This window comes from Aequorivita sp. Q41 (genome assembly GCF_039831855.1).
GTDB lineage: Bacteria > Bacteroidota > Bacteroidia > Flavobacteriales > Flavobacteriaceae > Aequorivita.
In genome coordinates this window covers 246,012-261,777 of sequence record NZ_JBDPMS010000002.1, presented here as the reverse complement: position 1 = coordinate 261,777, position 15,766 = coordinate 246,012, and the positions used below count along the sequence as shown (strand labels likewise).

The following is a 15,766-nucleotide window of genomic DNA, read 5'->3' as shown; positions in this document are numbered from 1 at the left end:
TCATTAACCACTTCCTAACAGCTAGCTTACTATGTCAATTTATCTTGGTTGAAAATTAAAAACAAATCAAATCATGTTTAGAAACTATTTTATTTATTTATTATTTTTAGTAATTAATGTAGCTACAGCGCAGGATCTAGCTCCATACTTACAGGCTGTAACCCCCACTTCTATTTATGTGAATTGGAAAACAGAAGGCAACAACGAATCTGTAGTTGAATACGGTACAACTGCTTCTAATCTTAATGTTACCGTAACAGGAAACACAAACATATTTGTAGACTCAGGCTACCCTGGAAACTATTATTATCACTCTGTGAAATTAGTAAACTTAACCCCAAACACACGTTACTTTTACAGAACAAAAACAGGGAATAGTTATTCTGAAATCGCTTCATTTAAAACCTTACCAAATCCAGGAGAAGCTGCAACTAGCGATGGGCATATACGCTTTTTAATAATGGGCGACAATCAATTGCGAAATGTGCCTAGGTACGATTCATTAGTTTCTGCAGCAAAGAGAAAGATTATTGAAAAATACGGAGGATCACCAGAAGAAAGTATCGCCATGACATTTATGGTTGGGGACCAAGTAGATGTGGGTACTCTAGATCATTACGAAAATGTTCACTTTATAAAAAACCGCGAGCTTTCAAAGCATTTAGCAATACAAACTACTGTTGGTAATCATGAAACTTATGGCACATTAGGAATGTCTGCTTACTACGATCACTTTTACCTAGACGATTTTAGCTACCAAGGAATTTCATCGGGTACAGAAAATTACTATGCTTACCAAGCTGGAAATGTACTTTTTTTAAGCTTAAGTTCAGAACACACAGGCGCACAACAAGCAAGCTGGTTACAAGCTGTAATTAACGCAGCAGAAGATGATAACACTGTAGACTGGATATTTTCACTTAGCCACCGCCCTTATCAAGCCGAACAATATGTGGGCGATATTTCTCCTTGGGTACGCAATACCGCTGTGCCTATGCTAAGCACAACAGACAAGTATATATTACACATAGGTGCGCATCATCACCTTTATCACAGAGGTCAACTTAAAGATGATGCTGTGTATAATATTATCTCTGGTGGAACCGCTTGGGATCAATACTGGGGTATGTCTACCGAAGAAGATTTTGAAGATGTTCAAAAAACAATCTCAAACTGGATGTATCAAATTGTTGATATAGATGTTGAAAATGGAAAAATGGATGTAGAGAGTTATTCTATTGGAAGCATTATAAAATGGAAAAACAATCAATTAATGGATGAGTTTCATCACTATAAAGACAAGGCAGCTCCAGAGCAACCAGAAATCACAAATGTGTTTACTACAAATGTAACACTACCCATAGAGCTTGAAGGAACTCCTTTTTCTACAACTACAGATGAGCTTTTAAATACAACTCAATTTTTAATTGCTAAAGATCAAGATTTCAATATTGTTGAAAAAGATGTGTATAGAGATTATGAAAATCTTTATGGCATGTATCAGCAACAAAAAGATTCTACAGTAGATATTAATTTAGGTATAGATATTACCAAACTTTTAATAGATCAAGATGAAATTCCAAACGGAACTTACTATGTAAAGACAAGATACAGAGACAGAAACCTCATGTGGTCATCTTGGAGTGAAGTAAAAGACTTTACAGTGGAAGGAAGCACTTATACAAACACAGAGATTTCTATAAACAAAGAAGCTTATGACCTGAACGAAGCAATAGAAGTTTCGTATGCAGATGCTCCTGAAAATACTTCTACCTGGATTGGACTGTACGATGAAGATCAAACTCCCGGTAGTGGTTCTCCTTCTATAGTGTGGAACTATACAGATGGCTTGCCAAGCGGAACTATTACTTTTCCAAACGGAATTTCTGAAAAAGGAAGATTTTATGCAGCCATTTTTGAAAATGGAGGGTATACAGAAATTGCAGATAGAAAATATTTCTATGTTGGACCAGAACCAGTTCTTAATTCAAACCAAACCGAATATCAAGTAGGAGATCCAATTGAAATTTCGTTTACAAATGGCCCCGAACTTACAAATGATTGGATTGGAATATACAAAATGGGGCAGACTCCTGGCGATATAAATGCTACTGCTTGGGATTATGTAAGTGGAGCTTCACAAACCTTAACTTTTTCAGAGCTTACAAAAGGCTATTATTATGCACAATACTTTATTGAAGACAGTTATAACGCTGTTGGAAACACAGTCTTTTTTAAAGTTGGAGAATTAGTAACCGAACTATGGATAAATGAATCTGTCTATGAATTAGGCGAAGAAATAATAACTTCTTGGACAGATGCTCCTGGAATTATAAAAGATTGGTTAGGTATTTACTACGAAGGTGCAGATCCTAATATCGACCCTCTATATAGTTATACCTATTTTGATGGTTTAGCCGAAGGAACCAAAACTATTGAAGGAGACGCATTACCAAATGAAGAAGGAAATTATTTTATTGTAATGTTTACAAATGACAGTTATGACGAAGTGTCTAATAGGGTTAACTTTGAGGTTATAGACCCTTTGCTTACCAATGAAGAGTACTCGGTAGATCAAGGTTTGGTTATGTATCCAAACCCAACAAATAACGCCGATAAAACAATTATTAAATCTGATTATCCTATTGAAAAAATTGAAATATTCAATACAACGGGAAAACTGATGTACGCTACCGAGAACGTGAATAATGAGCGTTATTCATTTATCACTCAAGATTTGCCAACTGGTGTGTATATTGTAAAAATTCACTCTAGAAAACTACATACAGCTAAGCTAATTGTAAAATAAATAATGTGTATTTATAAAAATGGGCTGCCCTATTATAGGCAGTCCATTTATTTTATAATAAACTTTAAAAACATACACCAAGGGTGAATATCACCAAATCAGCATGTTGTAACCACACAAAAAAAACATATTAAATAACACAACTGCTATTTAAACTCCCTCCATTGATCTGCACCTATTAGCATCGCAGCAAACATAATTAGCCAAGCTTTTTTCCATACTTTTCTAAAAAACACAAAAGCGATAACACCTGGAACTAACAGGCGTAAAGTGTTATGTATTGGTTTTTGTAGCACACTAACTCCCTTTTAAAATTAAGTTCGCAAAATTTTTTCCATTTTTTTGCCTTTTGCCAGTTCATCAATCAATTTATCTAAGTAGCGTACTTTCTGCATGAGTTTATCTTCAATTTCTTCTACGCGATAGCCGCAAATAACACCAGTAATTTTGGATACGTTTTTATTAAGCTGTGGCGCCTCTTTAAAGAAGGTTTCAAAAGTAGTTTTAGTTTCTATTTGTTCGTCTAACTGCTCTTGATTATAGCCTGTGAGCCAGCAAATAATAGTATCAACCTCAGCTTTCGTTCTATTTTTCTTTTCCGCCTTAGTTACATAGTGAGGATATACACTTGCAAAGGTCATTGTATAGATGCTATGTTTCTTCATTGTCTTTATTTCATTAAACTTTTATTACTGCTCGGTTGATAATGATATTTCGCCCGTAGCTATAACTTAAAGCATTATAAAACACTTTATTTAAAATACTATATTATTTTATACCTCGCTCTATCACAAAATTTAAGATTGACTTTTTATACGCTCTGTTTAGATCATCTTAGGAAGTCTTTGTTACTACTTAAAAATGTAATCGTATTTGGAGTGGATACAATAAGAACGTCATACAAATTTCTATAGGTTTTCAATACTTCAACAGAATTAATAAGCCTAGTATTCCAATTAATAAACATAAGGGAGAAAACAGTATGGTGTCCAGCTTTCCGAAGGGTGTATTCTTTATTTTTTTAAAGAAACCTACATATTTAAAGTCCCCCATGGCGCGTAATAAGAATATTGCTGGGATTATGCAACTGCCATAGTTTAGTATCCATAGAGGAAGGTTGTAATCTATGATGCCAGCTTTAAATATATAAAACGTGCCGAAAGCTATTAAACCTATCGCTACACTTGCGCTATCTATTTTTTTAGGGCTCAAGACTCTATCGCCATTCTCATTGGTTGGAAGTGCCTCTGAATACCCAAAGGTGCCTCCTATTACCCAATTAAAATGTATTAACCCTAATACGAATAGCAGAATACTTAATATAATAGCTAAAATCATTGGTAGCGTTTTACTTTTCTAATTTTGCACGGTCCCAGTTGGCAGTTGTGGCTGCTGCAAGGTAGGTAGTCTGCAAGAAATCGTGTAATGTTTTTTCAGGCTTATCAGCTTTTTGAACGTCTTCATACTTGAGGAAAAACTCCCCCATTTCAGGGCTGTAAAAAGCTTGTTTAGGAAGTACTTTTTGTTCCCCAAAACGGGCATCACTTGGGTATGCGTAGGCGTAAAATACGGGAATTGGAGAATCTTTCGAACCTGGCCAAAAACCAGCACTTGCAACTTCTTGTGAATATGCCTCTTGCATTACTGCTAGCGGCATGTTTGGCATTCCTCCTTGGTGTAAGGGCGCCGGATTTCCAGAGAACCGTGTTACAGCCAAATCGAATGCGCCCCAAAACAGGTGCACTGGACTTGCTTTACCAATAAATTCACTTCTAAATTCATTAAATACAGCATTTGTTTTTAACATTGCTTGCCAGAGGGCATTTGCGGCAACGGAATCATATTCCTTATTTATAACATTTTCAGCAAATGGTATTGCTGGTTCCATTTCATTTGGCTTTGCGTAGATCGAGACATCTATCCCCATACTTGTGAGTTTTTCAAACAACTCATTATAAAAGTCTGCTACAGTTCTTGGTTTTAAATCCATAGCACGTGTTTCTGTATTTGAGCACTGTATAAAGAGTTTGTGCTTTTTAAAGTCGAAATCTATCTGAAAAATACGTCCTTGGTAGGAAATTGCATTTGTTGAATAACCGGTTGGGGTGATGTATAATGTTGTATGCCAAGAATGATTTTGCCAAGGCATGGTTTTTAATCGTATTTTCCCAACTATTTGAAGCCATTGATGAAGTGTTTCAATGGTATCTTGCATTTCGACAAAATTTAATTCTGGCCACTGCTGATTATTTTTCATAAACTCAATTTTGTGTGCTACTTACCAAAGTATAGTAATGATAGCATGTTATGTTTAAGCACTTAAAAATAGCAAATAAAAACCGAATAGAAAATGGAGGCATTTAGCTTTATGGGAAAAGCATGTATAAGTATGCTACCACAAATTACTTAAAAAGTTTAATGATGCTTATTAAAACTTTATTACTGCTGTTATACCATAATCACTGCCATTATAGAAAGGCATAAGAAGACCTCCTCTAAAGATTACGCGCTATCTTTTTTTTTGGAAATGAAGGGGTTGCTCTTTGCTGTGTATTTATTAAGAAGGTAACCAAACTCCTTTCTTTCTTCAGATTGAAAAGATTTAGCGGTGGTAAAGAGTTTAATTTCTTCTACCTCTTAGATATTTCTAAAATTATTTTTAGCAAATAAACTAAGAAGACAACTAGCAAAAAAATCTAGAAGGGGACTGACTAGGTCATTGCATTATACCTTATATGGGATTTGCAAGTAGGTTTAAGCTACAAATTTAGCTAATAGAAGTTAAAAAAAATCCCGAAGTGGTGGAAACTAATTTCATTTGCTTCGGGATTTTTACATGGATATTTTCGTTATTCTACGTTGGGGGATGCGAGCATATCTTTTAGCACCTTTTTAAACACATCCACGGGTTGGGCGCCAGTAACTGCGCTTGTTCTATTAAAAACAATTGTGGGAACAGAACTAACCCCCATCTCTTGCCAGTACCCTTGTTTGCTTTTAATCTGGTTACGTATGTCAGCATCCTCTAGTTTTGCTAGAGCTTCATCTGCATTGAGCCCTACGTCAAGCAAAGCTTCTTTTAAAACTTCATGTTTAGACACATCTTTCTGTTCGCTAAAGAAGGCGGTAGTTAAACGCATTTTTAATTCGGTTTGTTTGTCAAAGTCTTTCGCGTATTCCAATAAGATATGCGCATCAAAAGTGTTTACCATCCGCATGCTATCAAAATAATTAAAGGCAAAGTCTAGCTCGGCACCCGCATCTGCCATTGCTTTCTGAGAGGCTTTATACTGTTCAACAGTAGTGCCGTACTTTTCAAGGATGTGTTCTTGAAGCTTCTGACCTTCGGCAGGCATGTTTGGATTTAACTCGAAAGGCTGCCATTCAATCTCTATCTGATCCTGAAGGTTGAGCTCTGTAATTGCTTTATTTAAGCGTTTGTAACCAATGGTACACCAAGGGCATACAACATCCGAAACGATATCTATTTTTAATTTCTCTTTCATCTGTTCAAAGTTAATAAACCTGCCTTATAAGATGCGGCAGGCTTATTGGTTTTATTTAAAATTTGTGATTATTACTTCGCATTTGCTTTCGACCAAGCAAATTTTTGGAAGGGCGCATCTACTGGAGTATTCGCTATATGGTTTGTGTAATTGCTGATTACTTTTTGCGAAAGTCCGAGGATGATTTCCAGCACTTGAGTTTCGGTATATCCCACCTTATAAAAAGCATCTAACTCCTCTTGAGAAACATGCCCACGGTTGCGTGTAATTAGCAAGGTCATGGTGCGCAATGCCTCAAGTCTAGGGTTCTCTAGCGGGGTTTCGTTGCGTAGTGCTTCCGTTATGGCATCGTCTACCTTCATCATTTTTGCTATTGCCGTATGTGCGGGAACGCAGTAATGACATGCGTGTTCTACATTTATGGTCTGCCAAACCACTGTTAGCTCCTCTTCATTGAAAGAAGTGTTTGTAAATAGCTTATGAATGGTTTGGTATGCTTCTAGAAGCCCGGGAGTACCTGCTAGCACACCATGTAAGCCTGGAATCATGCCGTTTTCTTTTTGAGATTGTTCTAATAATGCTTTACTCCCTTCTGGAGCTGTTTCAATTGTATGCACTTTTAATGTTGTCATAATTATTGTTTTTAAATTACTGTTCTTATTATTTTGATTTTACTTATTTGTAGTGTGTATTCTTTGTTGTTGTTTGATTATCCTTTTTTATTTCTAAACAATCGTTTAGTTATGATTTAAAAAAAGGGTTACAAATTATTAAACGTCATTTCGATGTAATCTTCAATTTCTTGTTGGCTGTTTACTTTTGTGGCAGTGGCTAAGCCGTGTTTTGCAAGAACTAAATAGTTCGCTTGTTTTAAGATTGTCTTTTCATCTTTGGTGGAATCTATTTTGAGTTTTTCAATAAACAGGCTCTTAAGATTTTCCATAAAGCTTTGCATTTGTTCATTTACTAATGGGTTTTCAGTATCCGAAAACTCATAATAAGTATTGGTAACAAGGCAGCCTTTTTCATTATCGTCCTGTAGGCAGAGCGTTACCGAATCGTAAAAAAACTGTTTGATATCATTTACACCCTGAGTTCCATTTTTAAATTTATTAAAGATGGTATTAACTTTTGTTTTATAACACTTTAAGCTCTCTAAAAAGAGACCTTCTTTATTACCAAAACTGGCATAAATTGAAAATTTATTAATGCCCATTTCTTTTTCAAGCATTTGCATAGATGTATTCTCGTAGCCATTTCGCCAGAAAAGCTGCATGGCTTTGCTGATAACCTCTTCTTCTATGTATTGCTTCTTACGTGCCATTCGTATTAATTACAAGGCAAAACTAAACAATCGTTTAGAAACAAACATCTTCTTTAACTTTATTTTAATCATTTAAAATCACGAAGAGAGTTAAAAGGGGTAAAAAAAGCTCATTTTAATAATAATAGAACTTAAAGGTCTCGTACATGTCTTGCTCAGGAATAGTAAGAGACAAAAGGTAGTAGCCGTCTTCTTTTGCTAATACCTGATACCAATAGCTATCGCCTGCAACGCTGAGGAAAGATCTTGTATGGTTATTACTTTCCACAAACACCAACTCGAATTCGGTCTTGTTACGCCAGGTATATGTTAGTTTGGAATAAGTATTATTTGTAAAAGTATCTGTCCATTTTCCGTTGCTCATAAGTACATTTGTGGTATCTCCTGAGACTTCGAAATAGTAAAATTTGGATTTCTTTTTAAATTCTTTGAGTTGTTTATTAGTGATTATGGATGTTGGCTTATTACCCATACGTACCGAGGCTTCTTTTGGGGGTTCCAATCTATCTAATAAATCTCTGAAAGATACGCAGTTTCGTTGCAGCCTATAATATACTTGCTGCCCTACTCTATTTATGTTTTCCGCAGTTACCATATCCAGATACGGATATAATTGCTCTTCATACAGTCTTGTAATTTTTAGTGTATCGTTTTTTATATGCAGCGTTTCTAAATAGGTACACATTACTTTAGCTACTGAATCTATTTGTTTAATATTTTGAGCCAACATACTGTTTGTGGTAAGAAGAACGAAGAGGATGGTTGTATATTTCATAGTGATTGGTAGGTTGTTGTTTGTTTGTGAATTAAACTTACAACAATTTTATTATTTTACTAGATGTTTGATTTTAAGACATAACGGGCTTGCTTAATTATAAAAAATCAAGCTTTGTATAAATTTATTCAAAAAACTTTTCAGCATAGCGCTTGCCTAATTCTCGAATACTCTTAGCGTTAAAGTGAAGTTTATCGCCTTTGTCTTTTAGATTATGGGAAGAAACTACTTTTATTAGGCTATCTGTTTTAGCGAAGTCATTAATTTTTTTGTTTAATAAACTCCAATTCTCTTTGTTATTTGAAAAAGCACCTAGTTCGCCAATAAGAATTGGAAGTTGGTCGTTATTTGCAAGCTTACGGAATATAGAAGTTAAACGTATTAGGTTTGTATAATATGCATTAATGCTTGCTTTATTATTTGCGTCACTTTCCCCTTGATGCCAGATTATTCCTTTTAAACTACCATAGTGCTGTGCAACTTCAAGTTTTGTCTTAAAGTTTGAAAGCAACTTTATATCTCTATGTTTTTTATCATTTATCCATTGTTCTATTGAACTGCCTCCAATTGCTGTTGGTATTAACAAAATATGAATAGAGTCTGCGGTTCTCTTTAAAAGATTTTCAGCAAAAGACATACCTAAATCGAGACCTTTCTGTGAAGGTTCGTAAAAATGCAGGGGTTCTTTTGCAAATATAAGCTGGTCTTTATTATTGACTGTTAGAATACGCTTATTAGGAAGTGTATCGTTAGGTTCTACAAAAGCACGGCCAGCCATATTAGATTGTCCCGCCAATACAAATACCCATATATTTTCTTTTTTTGGAGCCTTAAGCACCGGAAGTTCTTCTGTTGGGAAGTTCTTTGTTCGGGCTTCATATTTATACTCCGAGCAAGAAAACAATATGATTGCAATAAGTATATTTAGCTTGTATATCATCTATTTATAGGTTGCTGAACCGTAAGGAGCGCCATCTTTTTTATCTATTCAAAGATACTCTTTTAGGGAATTGCATCTTTTATAAAGATGATAATGTGTAGCGAAGGCGGTATTTTATATTTTTATGTAACAATGGCTTAACGCTAAGTGTAATAGCAAGAAATATTTCTGTAATAAGGAAAATTTTTGATTGGTTTTGAGTACTACTGCCCTATTGTGTATTACCATATGGTGAAAGGACTTGTTTTTACTTTAGCTCTGTACAGTACACACTTTTAATCTTCGTAGATATCAAATTTATTAGAGACAGATTTCATTAGTTCGTTATTGGAGAAATCTTCTTGAGTCATTTTAGAAAGTTCATTTAAAAAAACATCAAATTGTCCATTCTTAAATATTGTAAGCATTTTTCCACCCTCCCTGCAAATGGCTTCATGCCATACGTTTGGTGGAACTGTTATGGTATCACCTGCTTTTAGCATTATTGTCTCATCATCAAAAATGAGTTCCATTTCACCTATCAGCATATAAAATACTTCTGTCATCAATTTATGATGATGCCGTTTTAAGTGAAACCCAGGTTTTAAGGTGTCTTCGATTAAGCATAACTCCCCATTTGTGTCGCTTGATGACAGTTTAACAAAGCAGTGATCTTGCGAGTAGTTGTAATTCTCGCCTTCGCCATTTTTAATGTATTGTTTGGATTTCATAATTTCTTTTAATAAGGAACACTATGTATTTAAAGCACTTTTAAAGTTGTGCTGCACACAAATATACCATTTAAATGAATTGAGATTTGGAACTTGGGGTTGGATTTTAATAATTCTGGCTGGTTTAAAGGTATTGGGGAGTGGTTGTTGGTCCTTGTATTCATTTCTTTTCTTTTCCCTTTTTAATAGCTATAATTTGAGTCTTTGGCATATCCAATTTCATCGATCATTTCAAATGTAAAGTTTTCCAAATCTCTGATTTTTATTGTCTTAACACCAAAGAGTTCATTAACAAAATAGGCCTGGTGTCATCTTTAGCATAAAAATGAACAGCACATTCTTAATAATAAGGGGCTTAGCTACTATTACATTCTTCTAATAGGAATGGGTTTTGGGGTTTTATAAGTGATGTTATAAACCGTTTTTTATTCGTGAGGGGTTAAGCTTTTGGTCTGTTTTATTTCTTGAGTAGTTACATCATAAATTCCAAATTCCAAATTTGAATCCGACTCCCCGTTTTTAAAAGTAAGTAGTAATTGTGCGTTGTTATTAATCCATTTATACTGACTAACTTTTCGCGTTGTTATTTGTTTTAGGTTTGCTCCATTTAAGTCTGATAAATAAACATAATGTTGGTCGTTTTCATCAATTCTACCGTCTGAATTAGTATCGTTTTCTGCTATAAAATACGAAATATAGAGGGCTGAGTTTTCTTGGTCCAACGTTGTGCTAGGAATGTACATATTTAAAATAGAGCCGTCATTAGCTAATATCTTTCCTTTTATATTGAAATCATTGTCTAAAAAAATGATATTACTGGTATGTGTAGGAATTAGATTGAGGAGATCTTCTCCTGTATATAAATCATATTAATCTGCATAAATCTTTCGAATTGCCACATAATAATTTTCAGCGTTTGGTACTTTTTGGGGTGAGTTGTATCTCACTTCAAATTCATTTACCTGCTCCATATACTTTTCATCATCCCAAACTATACCATTACTAGATTTAAATTCTCTTATTACAATGCTTGTTACAATGATAATGATAAAGACAGGTATTAGTATTCCATTAATAATTACTAAAACCCGAATAAATTTATTATTCATAAGGTTATATCTAAGTGTTTTACAAGCGTATTAATAGCATATTTCATGTATAAGACACGTAAATTATAGTATACAAAAAAATTCTGTATTTGGTATCAGGTTTTAGAGAGTGATTGATATGAATGGTTTATATTCAGTAGTTTTTTATTCTATTGCGATTAAAATTCGGTTCAAAATCTCTTTTAATCAGTAGCTTTCTTTTATTAATTAAAAAGAAAGAATAACCAATGTAACTGAATAAAAGAACTATAGCAATCCAAATATATTTGTCTCGTTTGTACTTAAAGTTTAGAAGTCTTAATTCTAAAAGAAACATAGCGAAAAACACAATTCTAAGGTAAATCATTGAAGTTAACCGCTATTTGCTTAATATTTGATATTATGATTGTAGAGTTCAAAAATAAATTACTATACTTTTAGTTTTTCAGTTAATTTTTTTAGATATACTTTTTGAAGCTTACTCCAAAAAGAAGATGTCATTGGGCTGAAATATTTTTTTTCATTTTTTCTATCTAAAACGTAGAATTTTTTTACTTCCCCACTACCGCTAGAAAGGTCGGATTTTGTATAAGAATAGGATTTACTCTCAAAATTAAAAACGTATCTATATTTTTGTTTATCTTCATATTTGACATCAGATTTGAATTCTTTTTCAGATATAATTTCAAAATCACCTTTATAAATATCCGCTACATTTTTCTTTAAATACTTATTATAACTTCTATGGTGAGTTATAAATAGCATAGTTGTTTTTTCTGATCCAAATTCTGGAGGTATTGCTCCTTTTTCTACCGTTAATTTTTTATTTGCTGTTCCTTTAACCATTGCGCCACAGGAAGCTAAAGAGGTGATTAATGAAATTAAAATAAGTATAAAAAAAACATTTTTAAATCTTTTCAAGGTTTTAGTTTTGTGTACAAAAAGCCTAACACTAGCAACAGCAGTGTTCTTTATGTGTAATACACACAAATATAGTTTTTTTTAGGAAAGAGGCTTTGAGGCAATTATAGATTTTTATACTACATACTATTTGAATTTTGGGGTTGTTAAAACCAAGGTGTAGGCTATCGTTTACATGCTAGGCGCGGTGGCACCTATGAAAAGCTTAGGTTATAAATACAAAATACCCTTTACAAAAAAGCTGTAAAGGGTATCTTTTTTAGAACAAAAAAAAGTGAAGCTAATTCAAATCTATTGTACTGTTACGTTAAATGTGGCTGCAATATCAGTCTCTCCACCCGCATCGGCAAGTCCTGTATTTGGTTTAGTAGGTTCGTGACGCAAGGTAAACGTAAGTGTGCCCGAGCTCGCAGCTCCAGCAGTTAATGAGAATTGCGTGCCCAATGGGTTGCCATTATCATCAAAATTGGTGTAGGTGGTTGTTAAATCCAATCCTCCTCCTAAAGTGTAAAAAAATTGATGTTCTGTACTCTCCTCTTCTACTTCAAGTGTAATATTAGCTGCCGGGGTTTCCGTTTCGTTTAATAATACAATAGAACCATCATAAACAGCTCCTGCCGTTAAAGACCCCGAAACAGTAATTACTGGGTCATTTGGCCCATCTCCATCCAAATCTTTCATTTGTAAGGTAATAGGCGTACCACTTATTTGTGGATTTAAGGTTACCGTCATTGTGGTAATTAGCTCTTCCTCATTTACGGGTTGTGGAGTGTCGTCATCTTTTGAACAAGCTGTAAATAAAAGGGTTACTAATACGACTGCACTTAAAAATTTTACTTTTTTCATTTTGTTTTAATTTAACTATTAATAATTGATTTTTAGATTTAATAAAAAGTTTCTACCCAAATCATCTGCATAATAGCGCAAGCGGTTTAGGTAATTTCGATACGAAGTATTTAATAGGTTTGTGATTCCCAAACCTACTGTTAAGGTTGCTGTTTTAGTGGCTTTAAAATCGATACTAGAATGGAAATTAAGCAAATGATATGCATCGGGTGGCGTGCTTACATCGACCGTTTCCGTTGTTTCTGTTTCTGGAATGAATACTTCAAAATTAGTATCGGGATATTCGTTTTGCCTAAAGTTATATTCACTCTGTAAAGACAGGCGAATGTTATTGAATTCTGGGTTTTGATACACAATTTCGTTTTTTATGTTCACTGGTGGCATACTTATTAATGGTTCACCCCTTGTGTGGTCATAGCCTTTTACCATTGAAAACTGATTGTGAAAACGGAAGTTATTTGCAAAGGCATAAGATGCATCCATATCTACCCCTAAGAGTTGTGCATTGGTCTGTCGATATTCCCAAACTTGAAAATTGCCGCGCACCGTTTGCTGAATTTCTGTGGGTTCAATTACAATAAAGTTTGAAATTGAGTTTATATACGGGTTTATAGAAAAGCTAAAAACAGTATTTTCCTTTTGAAATGTAAGCGATACTTTATGACCTATTTCTGAATTGAAACGCAAATCGCCCAGCTCAATACGAGAAGCGGAATGGTGCATACCTTCACTAAAAAGTTCTGAGGGATTTGGCGCTCGTGAAGCAACTGAATAATTCAAAAAAAGCTTATACACATCGCCAAAAGAATAGGTAGCCCCTAAAGTTCCTGAACTGTTATAATAATTGAGTTTCGGATTTGTCAAAACTTGATTGTCCAATTCCTCGACCACTATTTCAGGAAAGAGTTCCCCATAATTTCGTGAATCCCACAAGGAAGTTCTGTAAAATTTAAAAACATCCATAGTCGTATAATCAAAACGTCCCCCTACCTCAAGGAGCCATTGGTTGTTTAATTGATAATCTGCTACGGCATATACCCCTAGGTCGTATTTATTATAATCGGGTATCAATCTTCGGACGCCTGTATTTGGGTCTGCATAATTGTTTTGATACTTTCCCGTTAAACCAATTTTTAAGTTTAAGGCATCGTTTTGGTGTGCCTCTAGATCCAACAAAAGTGTATGGGTGTCGAGTTGTAAGTCTAAGGAAGCATCATTTTTGTCCTCCCCTCGCCTGATATCAAACTCCAAACGGTTGTTTCTTTGAAAATCATACTGCATGTTTAATTTTCCAAACCCAGGAAACTTTTTAAAACCTTTTAGCCGTGCCAAATGATGGGTAACATCTTGGTTTGGGGCATTGATATTGTATGTGAAATCGTCAACAATTAGTGGTATGTCGCTATTTATAGCGCGAATCTGATCTTGTGCTCCCCCCAAATGTGAAGCTCTTAATATGCCGATTTCATTTTTAAAGAGTGAATAATATGCGGTTATACCATAGTCAAAACGATTGAAACCCACGCCTAAAGAAGCGTTGCGTTCAAAAATACCTGTATTGCTTACAATATAATTGGGGGCTTCAAAATCACCAAAGCGTTTTAATGTACCCTGAACCGATGCATACCAACCACTTCGATAACTTTTGGTTAGTTGCGATGTAAAGGAAGCACCACGCCCATTGCTAGCAGCAGTAAGTAGCGTTTTACCATAAAGACTGTCTTTTACAGGAATTTTTGTAGCTTCTGCAACAATAACGCCGCCAAGCGCGTCGCCACTATACTGCAAAGCAGCAGCGCCTTTTATTAATGTAAGCTTACCAACAGCATTAACATCTACATTTGGAGCATGCTCGGCTCCCCATTCTTGGTCTTCCATACGAACTCCATTATTTATAATGACAACGCGACTGCTGTGAAGTCCATTTATTAATGGTTTTATAACGGTATTTCCTGAATTAAGGGAAGAAACGCCGCTCAAACTATTAAGGGCATCACCAAGAGAACCGCTACTAAAACGTTCCAACTCTTCTTTAGAAAGTGTATTTTCAAGTATCGTTTTAGACTTATTACGATAGGCTTTTCCCGCTACTGTTACTTGGTTGAGTTCTTCCAAATGATGCTCCAGTTTAAAGGTTTTGGCAGTGTTGCCGTTTATTGTAACACTAAAACCTTTAGTTAAACAATTGGGGTGTGATACCTGTATGGAATAGGTGCCGTTGCATAAGTTCGGGATGGTAAATTTTCCATCGAAGTCTGATGCTACAGCTTGTTCAGTACCTGCAATAATTAGCGTTGCTCCAATAAGCATCGAGCCATCGTGGAGGTCTGTTATCGTACCAGAAAGTGTGTTGTTACAATTTTGTGAAATAGAAGTAATGCTGCATAATAGCAGTATTACTAGTGCATAGTTGCGCATATAAATTCTTAATTAACATAAAACGTATTTGTTTGTTTATTAAGAAAAAACAGGGGGTGCGCGTAGCTGGGTGTTGGTTATTTTAAATGAATGGAACTGTAAAGATGCAAAGTTTACATCATTTTTTACAGGAATTTTTGGTAGTTCTAAATCCGGATATTTGGCTAAATCGTAGTTGAATGATGCAAGGTGAAAATCACATATATCACATTTTGAAATAGATTCATGAATATGAGTGGACTTTTCATTACAAACAATATGTTCGTGATCTTCGAACACATGAAAAAACTGAACGGCAGTAGGTAGCATGATAGCTGCAAAGAGCAACAACGCTACTATATTTTTACCAATCTGTTTTTTATAATCCATTATTCTTCTCTGATAGCGAAAACGCAAAAGTAAAGAAATATTGTTGGAGTTAAGCAATAA

17 protein-coding genes are annotated in these 15,766 nt (G+C 34.7%); 1 reads left to right on the top strand and 16 read right to left on the bottom strand.

Annotation, left to right across the window (positions count from 1 at the left end; all coding sequences use genetic code 11):
* The first annotated feature begins 73 nt into the window (after positions 1 to 73).
* Positions 74 to 2,809, top strand: a complete 2,736-nt coding sequence (locus ABJ955_RS10600) for a fibronectin type III domain-containing protein (RefSeq protein ID WP_347374597.1) — start codon at positions 74 to 76, stop codon at positions 2,807 to 2,809.
* Between the two features lie 146 nt (positions 2,810 to 2,955).
* Here the strand turns inward: ABJ955_RS10600 and ABJ955_RS10595 are convergent, their stop codons facing one another.
* The 16 genes from ABJ955_RS10595 to ABJ955_RS10520 all read right to left on the bottom strand — a co-directional run bounded on the left by ABJ955_RS10595 (position 2,956) and on the right by ABJ955_RS10520 (position 15,706).
* Complete coding sequence (locus ABJ955_RS10595) at positions 2,956 to 3,105, bottom strand: DUF6122 family protein (protein ID WP_347374596.1); 150 nt, start codon at positions 3,103 to 3,105, stop codon at positions 2,956 to 2,958.
* Between the two features lie 18 nt (positions 3,106 to 3,123).
* A complete protein-coding gene (locus ABJ955_RS10590; RefSeq protein ID WP_347374595.1) occupies positions 3,124 to 3,474 on the bottom strand; it encodes a DUF2200 domain-containing protein in 351 nt (116 codons plus the stop codon).
* Between the two features lie 253 nt (positions 3,475 to 3,727).
* Positions 3,728 to 4,147 carry a DUF3995 domain-containing protein gene (locus ABJ955_RS10585; protein ID WP_347374594.1) on the bottom strand — a complete coding sequence of 140 codons (420 nt, stop codon included), beginning with the start codon at positions 4,145 to 4,147 and terminating at the stop codon, positions 3,728 to 3,730.
* Between the two features lie 10 nt (positions 4,148 to 4,157).
* Positions 4,158 to 5,066, bottom strand: coding sequence for a DUF5996 family protein (locus ABJ955_RS10580; protein WP_347374593.1), 909 nt, complete (start codon positions 5,064 to 5,066; stop codon positions 4,158 to 4,160).
* A gap of 592 nt (positions 5,067 to 5,658) precedes the next feature.
* Complete coding sequence (locus ABJ955_RS10575; RefSeq protein ID WP_347374592.1) at positions 5,659 to 6,315, bottom strand: DsbA family oxidoreductase; 657 nt, start codon at positions 6,313 to 6,315, stop codon at positions 5,659 to 5,661.
* Positions 6,316 to 6,386: 71 nt separating this feature from the next.
* Positions 6,387 to 6,947 (bottom strand): carboxymuconolactone decarboxylase family protein, encoded by a 561-nt coding sequence (locus tag ABJ955_RS10570; protein WP_347374591.1) that lies wholly within the window; start codon positions 6,945 to 6,947, stop codon positions 6,387 to 6,389.
* A gap of 128 nt (positions 6,948 to 7,075) precedes the next feature.
* Complete coding sequence (locus ABJ955_RS10565; protein ID WP_347374590.1) at positions 7,076 to 7,639, bottom strand: TetR/AcrR family transcriptional regulator; 564 nt, start codon at positions 7,637 to 7,639, stop codon at positions 7,076 to 7,078.
* A gap of 115 nt (positions 7,640 to 7,754) precedes the next feature.
* A complete protein-coding gene (locus ABJ955_RS10560) occupies positions 7,755 to 8,414 on the bottom strand; it encodes a hypothetical protein (protein ID WP_347374589.1) in 660 nt (219 codons plus the stop codon).
* A 124-nt stretch (positions 8,415 to 8,538) separates the two neighbouring features.
* Positions 8,539 to 9,354: a sialate O-acetylesterase gene (locus ABJ955_RS10555; RefSeq protein WP_347374588.1), complete on the bottom strand. Its 816-nt coding sequence runs from the start codon at positions 9,352 to 9,354 to the stop codon at positions 8,539 to 8,541.
* Positions 9,355 to 9,629: 275 nt separating this feature from the next.
* Positions 9,630 to 10,064, bottom strand: a complete 435-nt coding sequence (locus tag ABJ955_RS10550) for a cupin domain-containing protein (RefSeq protein WP_347374587.1) — start codon at positions 10,062 to 10,064, stop codon at positions 9,630 to 9,632.
* Between the two features lie 425 nt (positions 10,065 to 10,489).
* Positions 10,490 to 10,807: a hypothetical protein gene (locus ABJ955_RS10545; protein ID WP_347374586.1), complete on the bottom strand. Its 318-nt coding sequence runs from the start codon at positions 10,805 to 10,807 to the stop codon at positions 10,490 to 10,492.
* 126 nt (positions 10,808 to 10,933) lie between these two features.
* On the bottom strand, positions 10,934 to 11,173 hold the full coding sequence (locus ABJ955_RS10540; protein WP_347374585.1) for a hypothetical protein: 240 nt from the start codon (positions 11,171 to 11,173) through the stop codon (positions 10,934 to 10,936).
* Between the two features lie 408 nt (positions 11,174 to 11,581).
* Entirely contained in the window at positions 11,582 to 12,073 is a 492-nt protein-coding gene (locus tag ABJ955_RS10535) for a hypothetical protein (protein WP_347374584.1), read from the bottom strand.
* A gap of 291 nt (positions 12,074 to 12,364) precedes the next feature.
* Positions 12,365 to 12,919, bottom strand: a complete 555-nt coding sequence (locus tag ABJ955_RS10530) for a type 1 periplasmic binding fold superfamily protein (RefSeq protein ID WP_347374583.1) — start codon at positions 12,917 to 12,919, stop codon at positions 12,365 to 12,367.
* 18 nt (positions 12,920 to 12,937) lie between these two features.
* Positions 12,938 to 15,337 (bottom strand): TonB-dependent receptor, encoded by a 2,400-nt coding sequence (locus ABJ955_RS10525; RefSeq protein WP_347374582.1) that lies wholly within the window; start codon positions 15,335 to 15,337, stop codon positions 12,938 to 12,940.
* A gap of 39 nt (positions 15,338 to 15,376) precedes the next feature.
* Positions 15,377 to 15,706, bottom strand: coding sequence for a hypothetical protein (locus tag ABJ955_RS10520; protein ID WP_347374581.1), 330 nt, complete (start codon positions 15,704 to 15,706; stop codon positions 15,377 to 15,379).
* Positions 15,707 to 15,766: the final 60 nt, after the last annotated feature.

What these genes read in the sequence shown, in the direction of transcription:
- ABJ955_RS10600 (WP_347374597.1), top strand. Translation starts at nt 74, where the DNA reads ATGTTTAGAAACTATTTTATTTATTTATTATTTTTAGTAATTAATGTA.
- ABJ955_RS10590 (WP_347374595.1), bottom strand. Translation starts at nt 3,474, where the DNA reads ATGAAGAAACATAGCATCTATACAATGACCTTTGCAAGTGTATATCCT.
- ABJ955_RS10585 (WP_347374594.1), bottom strand. Translation starts at nt 4,147, where the DNA reads ATGATTTTAGCTATTATATTAAGTATTCTGCTATTCGTATTAGGGTTA.
- ABJ955_RS10580 (WP_347374593.1), bottom strand. Translation starts at nt 5,066, where the DNA reads ATGAAAAATAATCAGCAGTGGCCAGAATTAAATTTTGTCGAAATGCAA.
- ABJ955_RS10575 (WP_347374592.1), bottom strand. Translation starts at nt 6,315, where the DNA reads ATGAAAGAGAAATTAAAAATAGATATCGTTTCGGATGTTGTATGCCCT.
- ABJ955_RS10570 (WP_347374591.1), bottom strand. Translation starts at nt 6,947, where the DNA reads ATGACAACATTAAAAGTGCATACAATTGAAACAGCTCCAGAAGGGAGT.
- ABJ955_RS10565 (WP_347374590.1), bottom strand. Translation starts at nt 7,639, where the DNA reads ATGGCACGTAAGAAGCAATACATAGAAGAAGAGGTTATCAGCAAAGCC.
- ABJ955_RS10560 (WP_347374589.1), bottom strand. Translation starts at nt 8,414, where the DNA reads ATGAAATATACAACCATCCTCTTCGTTCTTCTTACCACAAACAGTATG.
- ABJ955_RS10555 (WP_347374588.1), bottom strand. Translation starts at nt 9,354, where the DNA reads ATGATATACAAGCTAAATATACTTATTGCAATCATATTGTTTTCTTGC.
- ABJ955_RS10550 (WP_347374587.1), bottom strand. Translation starts at nt 10,064, where the DNA reads ATGAAATCCAAACAATACATTAAAAATGGCGAAGGCGAGAATTACAAC.
- ABJ955_RS10545 (WP_347374586.1), bottom strand. Translation starts at nt 10,807, where the DNA reads ATGTACATTCCTAGCACAACGTTGGACCAAGAAAACTCAGCCCTCTAT.
- ABJ955_RS10540 (WP_347374585.1), bottom strand. Translation starts at nt 11,173, where the DNA reads ATGAATAATAAATTTATTCGGGTTTTAGTAATTATTAATGGAATACTA.
- ABJ955_RS10530 (WP_347374583.1), bottom strand. Translation starts at nt 12,919, where the DNA reads ATGAAAAAAGTAAAATTTTTAAGTGCAGTCGTATTAGTAACCCTTTTA.
- ABJ955_RS10525 (WP_347374582.1), bottom strand. Translation starts at nt 15,337, where the DNA reads ATGCGCAACTATGCACTAGTAATACTGCTATTATGCAGCATTACTTCT.
- ABJ955_RS10520 (WP_347374581.1), bottom strand. Translation starts at nt 15,706, where the DNA reads ATGGATTATAAAAAACAGATTGGTAAAAATATAGTAGCGTTGTTGCTC.